The following is a 12910-nucleotide window of genomic DNA, read 5'->3' on the forward strand; positions in this document are numbered from 1 at the left end:
GCACTTAAACAACAACACAACGCTTAAAAAACAAAAACAGAAGCGGTTGCAACGCTTCTGTTCATTTATTCGGGTTCGTCGATAGTCATCCGACCAAGAACGCTTATCTCTTCACCCAAACAAGACAAATTTATGCAATTAACAAATTGCTACCGGCATTTTTTTGCCCGTTCCCTACTAAAAAAAACGATGCTCATTATGAAGATCAATTTCTTCCTGATCCTGGTAATGTGTTTGCATGTGAGCGCTAAGAGTCTGTCACAGGATATTTCCATATCCGTTAAAGAGGCCCCCCTGGAACAGGTACTCGCCAACATTAAAAAGCAAAGCAATTACCATTTCTTTTATGACGCACAGCAGCTAAAAGCTGCACTGCCAGTAACTTCCAGTCTGCAGAAAACATCGCTCAAAAACGCGATGTCGGTTATAATGGAAGGACAGCCACTTACCTGGTACATCGATGAGGAACACAAATTGGTAACCATCGGACAGCCGCCTGCCAATACTGTTTTTGTTGTACCGATCGTAAATGGTGGCATTAATGGGGTAGTGGTGGATGAACAGGGAAAGCCAATTTTCGGCGCCACTGTTGCTATCAGGCCTTTCAATAAAGGCACCGTTACTGCGGAAGATGGTTCATTCAGTTTTAAAAACCTGCCCCCCGGCGAATACCAGCTTACCGTCAGCTTTATTGGATACGGTAGTTACCGGCACAGCCTACGTGTGGACGGAAGTGCAGTAACACTGCGTATAGCCCTGAAACCCGAGCTGCAGGAGCTGAATGCCTCTGTTGTTGTTGGCTATGGTACCACTACGCAGCGTGCTAAAACAGAATCCATGGCTACGCTGAAATCAGAAGAGCTGATGCAGAATCACGCCAGTGTTGCGGTGTCAGACATGCTCTCAGGCCAGTTGCCCGGACTGTATGCGCTGAAATCCGGTGGCGCACCCGGCGCCGGCAGCACCTTGTTCGTACGCGGTCTAAGTACCTTTAACAATTCTACTCCATTGGTGGTGATTGATGGTATACCAGACAGAAGATTGGATGACCTGAATGCGAACGACATAGCAACCATCTCCGTGTTGAAAGATGCATCTGCCATATCGGTATATGGAGCGCGTGCAGCAAATGGGGTAATATTGATTACTACTAAAAAAGGGAGCCTGGGTAAATCCACTATTACATTTACCGCGAATGCCATTAACCAGCGCCCCACCCAGTATTACAAACAAATGAATTCATATGACTATGCCAGGCTATATAATGAGGCACTGAAGAATGAAGATGTTTTTAATCCAGGCCAGGGGATGGGCTTCTCTGACGAGATGCTGCAGAAATATAAAGATGGTACTGATCCAGATCATTACCCCAATACAAACTGGGTGGATGAAATTCTCGCGAAATCCCTCTGGCAGCAGAACTACAACCTGGCTATTTCCGGTGGCGCAGAAAAGGTCCGCTATTATCTTTCCGGTGGCTATACGAAAAACAATGGCCTGGTGAATGTGGAAGGTTACAAGCGATACAATCTGCGCAGCAACCTGGATGCAAACATCACACGTGATCTGAAAGTGTCCCTGAATATCAACGGTTCATTCGCTAATACAGACGGGGAAGCCGTTTACAGCACAGAATATGTAATAGAGAATCTCTATGGTACACCACCAACCCGTGTAAACAGGTTTTCCAACGGACTATACGCCTATGTGCCGGAGCAACGCGGCAACGCTTATCAGCAGTCTGTCGGGCAATCCGGTTATTGGTCTACCAATACCAATATCTTCAACTCAGTAGCCACCTTGCAGTATGATCTGCCTTTTATTAAAGGGCTGTCTCTGAAAGGGAATGCTGCCTACGATAAACTCTATACTTTTGGTAAACGTTTTGCCACGCCGTTCGACATGTACTCCATCAGTTCCTCCGGCAACTATACGAAAGTGGCAGCTTATCCAACGGAACCCTTCCTGAGGGAATACTTTACACAAACGCAGAGCGTTACACTGGAGGGCGGCCTGCAGTACGATAATATCTTCGGTAAACACCAGGTATCCGGTACCTTGTTGTACACGCAAACAAATGGGAAATCTGATAATTTCAATACCCAGCGGAATGGATTTGTATCTTCAAGTTTGTCAGAACTGAGTCTTGGCGACCCGACAAGGGTTACGAATGCCGGCTCAGCTACGCAGAACGCCAGGAGGGGCCTGGTGGGAAGACTGAACTATAATTTCGATACCCGCTACCTGTTTCAGTTTAACTTCCGCTACGATGGATCTGACATCTTTCCACCAGATCATCGGTTTGGCTTCTTCCCTTCCTTTTCTGCAGGCTGGGTAATATCAGATGAACCATTTATGCGGGGAATAGCAGATAAGATCGATTTCCTTAAGCTACGTGCTTCCTGGGGACAGTTGGGTAATGACCGGGTAGATCCCTATCAATTTCTGACTACCTATAATCTTGGCCGTACGGCGGGGTATTCACTGGGAGGCGCATCGCCCACCTATTACCAGACACTTAGCCCCAGCGTATTACCTAACCCGGTATTTACCTGGGAACGCGCCAATATTTCCAATGCAGGCCTGGAAATGCATATTAAGGGCGACCTGCTGACCATAGAGGCGGATTATTTCTATAAACGTACCCAGGATATCCTGGCGCCGCCTGCAGCGCAGGTGCCTTCCGTCATCGGTATCGGGCTGCCGTCTACCAACGATGGGATTGTTGATACCAGGGGGATAGAACTTAATCTGACACACACGATGCATATTGGCAAATTCAGTTACTATGTATCACCGAACATCACATTCGCAAAAAACAAAGTAATACACTATCCCGAATCCCAAAGTATTCCTGACTGGCAGAGAGTAAGTGGAAAATCTATCGGTTATTTCTATAACGCGGTGGGCCAGCATGGGCTGGGATATGTGGCTGACGGGCTTTACCAGTCGGACGATGAAGTGGTAAAAGGTCCCACACCACTGTACCCGGATACAAAAGCAGGAGACATACGCTATAAAGACATAGATGGCGATGGTAAGATCACGGCAGCAGACCGTGTACTGATGGGTGCTGAACTTTTCCCAAAAATTCAGTACGGTGTTCGTTTCGGTGCAAAGTATAATGGGCTGGAACTAAATGTACTCCTGCAGGGCGCAGGAAATGTTAAAGGCTACGCTTACAACAGTTTACCGGCAACAACCGCCAAGCTTGACAGATGGACACCAGAAAATCCAGGTGCGTCCTGGCCCCGCTTGTGGTACAATAACCAGAACAACCAGGAGGATTCCGATTATTGGCTGCGCAACACGGCCTACCTGCGTGTGAAAAATATTGAGTTGGCATATGCTTTACCACAAAGCATCTTAAAACCTATTCACGCCAATGCCCTGCGAATTTTCGTGACCGCCAACAACGTATACACGTTCACTCACTTCAAACTGTTTGATCCAGAAAGCGCCGGACAGGTACGTGACCCGTTGATGAAGTCGTATACAGCCGGTATTTCTTTGCAATTCTAATCTGAACTGACATGAAAAAAATTATTGCCTATATAACAGGAACACTGATAATGGGGGTGGTTGCCTGCAACAAGGAGGCTTTGAACAAAGGGCCGCTGAATCTTTATAGCGACAGTAACATCTGGAAAGACAGCGCACTGATCAGCCGTGTGGTGCTGGAATCATATGACGGTATTCATAGTATTTATGATGATGCCGGCAATTGGATGCCCATGGACATCACCGATGAAGGTAAGTCAGCAAGATCTTTTCTTGAATCCAACCTGATCAATACCGGGCAATACACGGCATCTACCGGTATTTACGACGATGTATGGACTAATACCTATACCATGGTCAGGAACTGTAATAATGTGCTGGAACATTTGCCGGATATGACACTCAGTGAAGCCGGGAAACAACGGATCAAAGGTGAAATGCTTTTCCTGCGCGCCTTGCATTATATGGATCTCTACTCCATTTTTGGTCGCTTTCCAATTATAACAAAAGTATTGTCACTCACCGATGACCTTACCGTGCCAAGAGGTACTGCGGATGATTGCGTAAAGCTGATGCTGGATGATCTTAACCAGGCGGCAGTTTTGTTACCTGCTACTTATCCCAAAACGGAAGCGGGCCGTGCTACCAGGTATGCTGCATTAGGCATGAAATGCCGGCTGCTGCTGAACCAGAAGGACTACCAGGGGGCTGCGGCTGTTGCAAAAGAAGTGATAGATAAAGGAGGATATAGCCTGTTCCCGGACTACGGGGCCATGTTCTACCCTGAAAACGACGACAACCAGGAAGTGATTTTCAATAAAGAGTTTGCCGGTGATTTAAGTGGACAAGTACATTCGCTGGATGCATACGATAATGCGGCTTTTTTTACAGGATTCAGTAGCCTGGTAGATTGCCCCACCCAGAATATGGTGGATCAGTACCTGATGACAGATGGGTTGCCCTGGAATCAATCGCCGAAATTTGATCCGGCACACCCATATGCCAATAGGGATCCGCGTTTTCATGCCAGCATTATTTATGATGGCACCAACTGGATGAATGAAACCATGGACCTGCAGCTGGGATCAAAGTATAATCCGGCTACTTACAGCACCGCCATTACAGGTTACATGTTGCGGAAGTTCCTTAATCCGAAATACATCTTCAATGGAACTAATAATAATTATCAAAACTGTATCATGCTGCGCTTAGGGGAGATATATCTCAACTACGCCGAATGCCAATTGAAACTTGGCAATCCGGAAGAAGCCCGCACGTATATCAACCTGCTGCGTCAGCGTGCAGGCATGCCCGTAATACCATCCGGACAACTCACCTGGGATACTTATGTACGTGAACGCACTGTGGAACTGGCTTTTGAAGGGCAACGGTTCAATGATATCCGTCGTTGGGGTACTGGCGCCACCATGATAGGTACTGCTATTACGGCCATGCAGATCAGCGAAACGAATGGAGTACGCAGTTACAAAACGGTTCCGCTGGAACAGCGCCATTGGAGCGACAAAATGTATTATTTCCCAATCCCGCAATCGCAGCTGCAAAAATATCCGGCTGGTAAAGTTCCTGAACAAAACCAGGGCTGGTGATTGGTCTTAAAAAATATTCATCCTAAAAAAATCAGTCATGAAACTTTATTCCAGAAATACAGCCATCGCAATAACATTGATGGCTATTCCATGTATAACTGCCGCACAGCAGATCAACCAAAAGAAGGTGGATAGCCTTGTGGCAGTGATTAGCAAGCAGCCGGATAATATTGCTGCTATTGATGAATTTAATCAATCAATGAACCGCGACACCACGCTCCCGCTGCGGTATTATAAAACCTGGATGAAAAAGTATCCCCAATCAGCTGGCATCTACTACGGCATGGGAACTTTGTATACTAACCAGGAAAGCCCGGCAGCCCGTCCCTACCTGTTGAAAGCGGTAGCTCTCAATCCTAAGTTATCGGTCGCTTACGCAGAACTGGCCATTGACGCAGAAAGATGGGGCGAGTTTGATCAGGCCGCTGAATTTCAACGGAAAGCTTATGAAGCAAGCCCGGATAACCCAGACTACCTGTTTAGTTACATGTACCATTTTGAAACCAAAGATCCTGTTAAATATGCAGCACTGTTGAAGGAGTTGAGAACCAAATTTCCGGAGAGCGACCGTGGCGCCCAGGCGCTTTACTGGAAAGCTTTACGCACTACAGACTTTAACGAGAAAGTAGCCATTTATGAAGATATGAAGCAGCATTATCCTATCAATAAATCAAGATGGGGGGCGTCAGGTATGAGTGATTACTTTGATGCATTGCTAAGCAATAGCCCCGAAAAAGCGGCGGCATTGGCAGGAGAACTGGCGGCAACACCAGGTATTGAAGCCTCTACAAAAGACGAGTTTGCAAAAAATAAATTAATGGCAGAACAGTTGCTGAAAGCAGATGAACTGCTACAGACAGGCAAGAATGCTGCCGCCATCACCTTGCTTAGCAACCTGAAAGCCAAGCGCTGGGGGCCAACCATTAGTATTGTAGCATTGGCGAAAGCGAAAGCTGCAGCGGCTGTAAATCCGCAACAGGGATATGATACGCTGATGAAGTACTACCTTAAAGAGCCGGCCCGTGTGATGAAAGAACCGCTATACAGCTACGGACGGCAAGCCGGTAAAACAAACGAAGCGATTGAAAAAGATATTAAATCCAGGTTACTCAATACCTCCAAACCTGCCATCTTCTCTTTCGACGCTTATATGGAACCTGGTAAAAAAACCATGAAGGACTACAGTGGAAAAGTAGTACTGCTTACGTTCTGGTTTCCCGGCTGCGGGCCATGCAGGGGCGAATTCCCTCACTTCGAAGAAGTGTTGAAACATTTCAACCGGGATAACGTCAATTATATAGGAGTGAATATACTGGCAGAACAGGACGAATATGTTATTCCGTTTCTAAAATCCAGTAAGTATACTTTTACAGCGTTGCGAGACAAAGAAACAGCCCGCACAAACCTGCCTGTAAGAGGAGCACCCAGTAACTTCCTGATAGACCAGGAGGGAAGAATCATCTTCTCCAATTTTATGATTCAAACTCCGGAAGCGCAACTGATGTTGCAAGACATGATAAGCCTCTTGCTGGATAAGAACACGTAAGTACTGATTAATAAATAATCATCACAAAGGCTGTCCCTAACTATGGAGACAGCCTTTGCGTTTTATGCGATTATTTTTACAAAACGCCATCTTTCCCAATCACAACCCAGTCTTCATTACCATGCCCTTTCGCTATCCAGCGATCCATTTCTGCTGCAATAGCCGGTAATACCGCCAGGTGGCCATTTCCTTTTTCTACGGCATCTATAAACAGCTGGGTATCTTTCCTGGCCATACTCAGTTCCCAGGAAGGGTTGCTGTAATCGCCGCTGGTCATGCGTTGCAGCCTGACAGGTAAGCCTGCACCCGGATTCCAGAGGTCAAACAAACCAGCCACATCGCTGTTGGGAATATTCAATGCTTTGGCCAGTGATAAGGTATCAGAGAGGCTGGCCGTTAAACCTACGAGGAAGCTGTTGCCGACCAGTTTGATGGCAGCCGCTTTACCCACTGTGTCACCGAAATTAACCACTTTGCCGGTCATCTTTTCAAGCGCCGGTAGGATGCTGTTGATGATGGCCTGGTCACCGGAAACCAGCATGTAGCCGGTACCGTCCAATGCATTGGATGGACCCATGAATACAGGAGCATGTACATAAGTAAATCCACGGGCCGCCCAGTCTTGGGTTCTTTGAATGGCGCCATCGGCGGAGGTAGTAGTATGATCAATGATGATGGCACCCGGTGTAAGTCCGGCAGCGGCTGCCGCCAGTACTTCATCTACCGTATGATCATCTTTAAGTGTAATATGTATGCGATGGGCTCCTTTTACAGCGGCTGTTACATCGGCAAATGCTTTGGCGCCGTATTGTTCCAGCGCAGTGGCTTTAGCGGTGGTGCGATTCCATACCTGTACCGTTTCGCCATTTTTGATAAGCGCCCTCACGAAATTTGATCCCAGAAGGCCCATGCCTAAGAATGCTATCATAAACTTGAATTTTTTTCGAAGGTAGCGAAAAGTTGAGCAACGGAATTGGATGAAAACGACACCGGCAGCCTTGCGGGCTGCCGGTATTTTATTGTTGGTTTTTGTTGTTGCCGCGGATTTTGTCTTGTACAGGATTATACTGATTAAACTGATTGTTTTTTTGATTAAAAAAGAGGTTAAAACAAAAATCAGTTTAATCAGTATAATCCTGTACAAGACAAAAAATCGCTATGTTTTCGCCTTTTCAAAATGTCCGTTGTCTGTTGCAGTTGTATTACTGGTATTTAGCAGGATAACTACCGGTGCCTGGAAATGCTTATTGGTATCCAGGTGGAGGAAGTATTCATGCGCACCAATCACTTCCGGCGTCAGGGTTACACCGGGATTTTCCAGGTAACTGGCCTGTGTGAGCGTGGTGTTGGCTGGTAGTTTTACGCGCAAACTACCGGATACGGGTACATTGCATACCACCATAAAAACGCTGTCGGTACCGGTTTTGCGGATATAGTATCCCCAGTCCTGTTTCTCGAACCCCGCGTAACCGCCACCGCGTATAGCCGTTCCATTTACTCTCATCCACTGCCCGATTTCATGCATGCATTGTACTTCTTCTGTACGGAAAGTACCATCGCTTTTAGGACCAAAGTTGATGACGAAGTTACCGCCCAGGGAGGTGGATTTCACCAGCATCTCAATTAATTCGTTCGATGTTTTGATGTGTCCGGCCCATTTGGCATTGTAGCCCCATTGATTTTCGGGGATGGTCATCACGCCTTCCCAGTCGTTGCCGTGTATATCGGCGAACTGCGCAGGTAGCTTACGTTCCCAGCCCTGTTCGTAGTCACCCATGAGGTGACCATTGCTATCAAAGTGGCGGGCGCCTTTTTCATCGGCGCGCAGGCGGCTGCCGATGATCAGCCCCGGATGAATTTTCTGGAGATATTGTTCCAGTTCATCAGAGAAAGCGCCGTCCTGTTTCCAGGAGTTGTCCCAGGTACCGTCGAACCAGAAACCTTTAATAGTGGGATATCTTACCAATAACTCCTGTAACTGGTTCTTTACAAAAACTTTAAAGCGACCATAAGCCGCGCTATCTTCCGGCGTTTTCAACGACGTGCGCCAGTCCGGGTTGTTCCAATCGATGATAGAAAAGTAGAGATATACGTCGATGCCCTGTTTATTATATGCATTTACCATGGGGCCGATGATATCTTTTTTCCAGGGAGATGCAGCTACCGTGTAGCGGCTATACTTACTGGGCCATAAACAAAAGCCGTCGTGATGTTTGGTGGTGATGATCATGTAGCCGGCGCCCATGTCTTTGGCTTGTTGCGCCCACTGTTCCGGTTGATAATTTACCGGGTTGAATTGTTTATACAGGTTGTCGTAATCAGCTTGCGGCATTTCCTTCCAGGAGCGAATCCATTCTGCAGCGCCGTTATAAGTTTTTCCTTTCCATTCGCCGCCGGGAATGGCGTAGAGTCCCCAGTGGATAAACTGTCCGAGGCGGAGGGTTCTCCAGCGCGCCATATCAGCATCTGTTCTGTTGCCAGTGCGGTGGGCGCCATGGACCAATGGAATGGTATCTTTTCCTGGAGTGGCCGTTTGTGCCTGTCCGTGTAGTTGTAACAACAGCAATGCGCTGGCTGCGGCCGTACAAAGTTTCTTCATAGTAATCAGTTAATGCGTCCAGGTAATGGTGTCGGTATATACTTTACCGTTATGAATGCCCGATGCCTGCAAGGTGTTTACCCCTGTTTGCAACGTAATGTTATCGAAAATGAAATCCCGCTTATTGGCGCCCGGGTGGCCCGTTACCGGTTGGTTGCCGTTGACGGTCAGTGTGATGTTTTCCAGGTTACTGAATACTTCTACCTTTACCTGTGCGGGCCGGTTCGTATTATTCCGGCGTTCTGCAATGTAGATCATGGGCGCAGGATTCCAGTTGGCTTTGTACCAGTAAAATGCGTCTTTTTTCTGTTTGCGGTCGTAGGTAATCAATCCTTTCAGATTCCGGGCATTAACGCCGCCCCTGTTCCACATGGGTACCGCAAATTCGAACATATTCCACAAATAGGAGGCAGCAATATAAGGGTGTTTTTCTATCACCGACCACTGTTTTACGTGGGTGGCAGTTTGATAAGTTTCCGGGAAAAACTGGCCGCTTACAGGATCGAAATCTGTACTCAAACTATCTGTATGTTGATTGATATTGCCGTCGGCGCCGTATTCGGTAAGCATTAGTTTATAGTCGGGATAGTTTTTCTCCAATCCACTTACCCATGGTTCAATATCATCTATTTTGCCTTCATACCAGCCGAAGTAGCGGTTCATGCCTTGTATGTCGGCCGCCAGGTTAGCCGGGCGATTCATTTCACCGTAGCCACTCACGGCCACAGTATAGCGATCGGGATCCTCTGTTTTAGCCAGGTCATTTAGTTGCCTTGTTAATACGGCCACGTGTTCATCCGGTGTTTTGGCATATACTTCATTGTGCATGCCCCATACATAAATAGCCGGATGATTGCGGTTTTGCCGGATGAGCTCTGTGAGTTGCTGCCGGGCATTTTCACTTTCTTTTCCGGAGAAGTTGTTCACAAACGGTATCTCTGCCCAGATCACAAAACCCATGGTATCACATTGCGAATAGAGATAGTCTGATTGTTGGTAGTGCGCGAACCTGATGGTAGTAGCGCCTATTTCGCGGATCAGATCCAGGTCTGTTTTGTGTTGCTGGTTACTGAGGGCGTTACCACAGTCCTGCCATTCCTGGTGGCGGGTAACACCGTGCATGGCGTAGGGTTGGCCGTTGAGGAAGAAGCCTTTGCCCGGGATCACTTCAAAACAACGAATGCCAAATGGCTGTGTAACGGCATCGAGTGTTTGCCCTTTGGATAAGATGGACGTGGTGAGCGAGTACAAATATGGATCTTTTACGCCGTTCCAGCGGTGTGGACGCGCTACCGGCAGGACCTGCCGGATGATGTTGATACCTTGTGGACTGAGTATAACTTCTTTAACGGTGATGGCTACACGCTTTCCTTGCCGGTCCCTGATTTCCGTTTGTACCTGTACGTTAGTATGATGCGGTTGTTTGTTTTCAATTTTAGCGACTACCTGTATGTCTGCGTTTTTATCGCTTACATTTTCCTGGGTGATGGCGAGGCCGGAGGAGGCGTAGTCGGTGGTGGTGATATTAATATCATTCGTAATCAGCAGATTCACCGGGCGATAGATGCCACCGAAAATGCCGAATAGAAAATTGTTGATGGGTAATACATCTTCCCTGGCCTGGTTGTTGGCTTTGAGCACAATCGTATTTTCTTCCCCATACTTCACAGAATGGGTGATTTCAAAGCAGAAGGCGGCGTAAGACCCCTTGTGCTCACCAATCAGGCGATTGTTGACGTAGAGCGTAGCTACGGAGCCAACGCCATCGAAACGGAGAAATAATCTTTTCCCTTTCAGGGAAGAAGCTACGGTGAAAATTTTCTTATAGCAGCCATCGCCGGCATAGAAATTTTTTCCTTCCTGCATGTCTTTATTGTTCCAGGTATGCGGCACAGCGACATTCGTCCAGTTGGTATCTGTGGCGTTAGCAGGTGTGGTGAGCGTCCCTTTTCTGAAGGCCCATCCGTCGTTGAAAGGAAGTACTTGTCTTCCTTCCTGTCCGTACCCCTGTAAAAACAGGAGTACAGAAAGGAATGTAATAAAGGTATGTTTATTCATTGTTCAGCGCTGATTATTTACCATATCCGTCGTTCTGTTGCAGTACGGCGTCTTTGTTCACATCTATTTCCGATTGTGGAATAGGCAAATGTATGTTGAAGTCGCTAATAGTAGGTGCCACTTTCGGGTTGTATTTCTTCACGCGGTCCACCAATTTTCGTGTACGGATTAGCGTTAGGCGGCGTAATTCTTCTGCGGTCAGTTCCCGTGCCCTTTCATCGAGGATATAATCCATGGTGACGTCAGCGGCCTGTACAGGCGTCGCTTTGGCGCGGTTGCGGATTACATTGATACTGGTGGATGCATCGCCGGGGCGCCCCTGGAGCAGTTGTGCTTCTGCCATCAGGAGATAGGTTTCTCCCAAACGCATTTGTATGCGGTCTTTGTACGATTGTGCACCCTGGATATCTTGTGGCTGGAACTCGTACCATTTGGTAGTATGTGCGTAGATGTTCTGTATGGTATCGAATCCGCTTACGATTACCGGTTGTCCGTATTTGGGAGAAGCGGGATCGTTGTAGTAATAGTTGCGGCGGATATTGTACGGAGAGTTACGCATATCTTTTTGTTCGTACAGTTCATACGTCCACCAGTTGGTAGGGCGGATTCTTCCGATGCCACGTCCACCGAGGGAGTCACATACTTTCATGCCGGATACGTTTACGTAGAAAGGTCCCCATTCGCGGCGACGCTGGTCGAACGTAGAACCGCCACCGGTTACATTATATGTTTGTTCCAATACCCAGATAGCTTCTGTATTGCCCTGGCTGCGGCGCATATTGCCGTAGGTAAACATATCAGCAAACGGATCGCCGGGCTGGGAGGCTTTTACGCCGTAACGGCTGGTGACCAGGGTAAAGAATTTGCTGTCGATAACACGCTTGGCGGCTGCTTCTGCATCTGCTGGTTTGTTGGCGCGGAGATAGGCTTCAGCTAGTAACTGTGTAGCCGCAAACTTATTGATACGTCCTTGTTTGATCACAGTCGCCGGGTCTGGCAGGTGTGCTTCTGCAAAGGTAAGGTCAGTGATGATTTGTTGGATTACGGCATCTTCTGTAGCCCGTGTATAATCGGTGCGTGGCACAGATACCGGTGCGGTAATCAGTGGCACACCACCAAACAGGATAGAGAGATGGTTGTATGCATAGGCGCGGAAGAAGCAGGCTTCGGCGGTATAAAAATCCCGTTGCGTTTGGGAGAGGGTGGCAGCAGGATTCTTTGCCGCTGCAATGATTACATTGGCGGTATTGATGACTTTATAACCATAGTTCCAGATGCTTACCAGGGAACCGGTTTGTGAATTCAGGTTCTGGTAGTTTTCGTAAGGAGCCTGCACGGTATTGGGCTGGCCGGTAATCGCCATATCGGTGCCTACGTAAAAGGTAGCCAGTAATCCCTGTACATCGCCATAGTCGTTGCGTACATTGCTTAACAGGCCGGTGCTGGCGGCTTCAAAGCCGAGTGGATCTACCAGGGTATTGGCTGGTGCATAATCCGATTTCAGTTGTTCGTTGAGAAAGCTTTTGCTGCAGGATGACAGGGAGGTGATGAACACACCCGCTGCCAGCATTCCGTATATATATAGACTCTTTTTCATCG

At 47.6% G+C, this 12910-nt stretch carries 7 protein-coding genes; 3 read left to right on the forward strand and 4 right to left on the reverse strand.

The features are described from left to right. Window positions 1-198: 198 nt before the first annotated feature. Genes AC5ZC7_RS06625 through AC5ZC7_RS06635 form a run of 3 tightly spaced genes read left to right on the forward strand, consistent with a single transcriptional unit; the run spans window position 199 to window position 6654 of the window. Window positions 199-3522 (forward strand): SusC/RagA family TonB-linked outer membrane protein, encoded by a 3324-nt coding sequence (locus AC5ZC7_RS06625; RefSeq protein ID WP_496160377.1) that lies wholly within the window; start codon window positions 199-201, stop codon window positions 3520-3522. An 11-nt stretch (window positions 3523-3533) separates the two neighbouring features. Continuing rightward, window positions 3534-5108: a RagB/SusD family nutrient uptake outer membrane protein gene (locus tag AC5ZC7_RS06630; RefSeq protein ID WP_496160376.1), complete on the forward strand. Its 1575-nt coding sequence runs from the start codon at window positions 3534-3536 to the stop codon at window positions 5106-5108. A gap of 37 nt (window positions 5109-5145) precedes the next feature. Beyond that, the gene (locus tag AC5ZC7_RS06635; protein ID WP_496160375.1) at window positions 5146-6654 is read left to right on the forward strand and encodes a redoxin domain-containing protein; all 1509 of its coding nucleotides are present in this window, start codon (window positions 5146-5148) and stop codon (window positions 6652-6654) included. A 76-nt stretch (window positions 6655-6730) separates the two neighbouring features. On the opposite strand, the gene AC5ZC7_RS06640 is transcribed toward AC5ZC7_RS06635, so the two are convergent. From AC5ZC7_RS06640 to AC5ZC7_RS06655, 4 genes are all read right to left on the reverse strand, one after another. Continuing rightward, on the reverse strand, window positions 6731-7582 hold the full coding sequence (locus tag AC5ZC7_RS06640) for an NAD(P)-binding domain-containing protein (protein WP_496160374.1): 852 nt from the start codon (window positions 7580-7582) through the stop codon (window positions 6731-6733). Window positions 7583-7810: 228 nt separating this feature from the next. Further along, on the reverse strand, window positions 7811-9253 hold the full coding sequence (locus AC5ZC7_RS06645) for an alpha-L-fucosidase (RefSeq protein ID WP_496160373.1): 1443 nt from the start codon (window positions 9251-9253) through the stop codon (window positions 7811-7813). 9 nt (window positions 9254-9262) lie between these two features. Next, on the reverse strand, window positions 9263-11311 hold the full coding sequence (locus AC5ZC7_RS06650) for a glycoside hydrolase family 2 TIM barrel-domain containing protein (protein ID WP_496160372.1): 2049 nt from the start codon (window positions 11309-11311) through the stop codon (window positions 9263-9265). Between the two features lie 13 nt (window positions 11312-11324). Further along, window positions 11325-12908 (reverse strand): RagB/SusD family nutrient uptake outer membrane protein, encoded by a 1584-nt coding sequence (locus AC5ZC7_RS06655; RefSeq protein WP_496160371.1) that lies wholly within the window; start codon window positions 12906-12908, stop codon window positions 11325-11327. Between the last annotated feature and the right edge of the window lie 2 nt (window positions 12909-12910).

Source organism: Chitinophaga sp. 9-1-y (genome assembly GCF_059511905.2).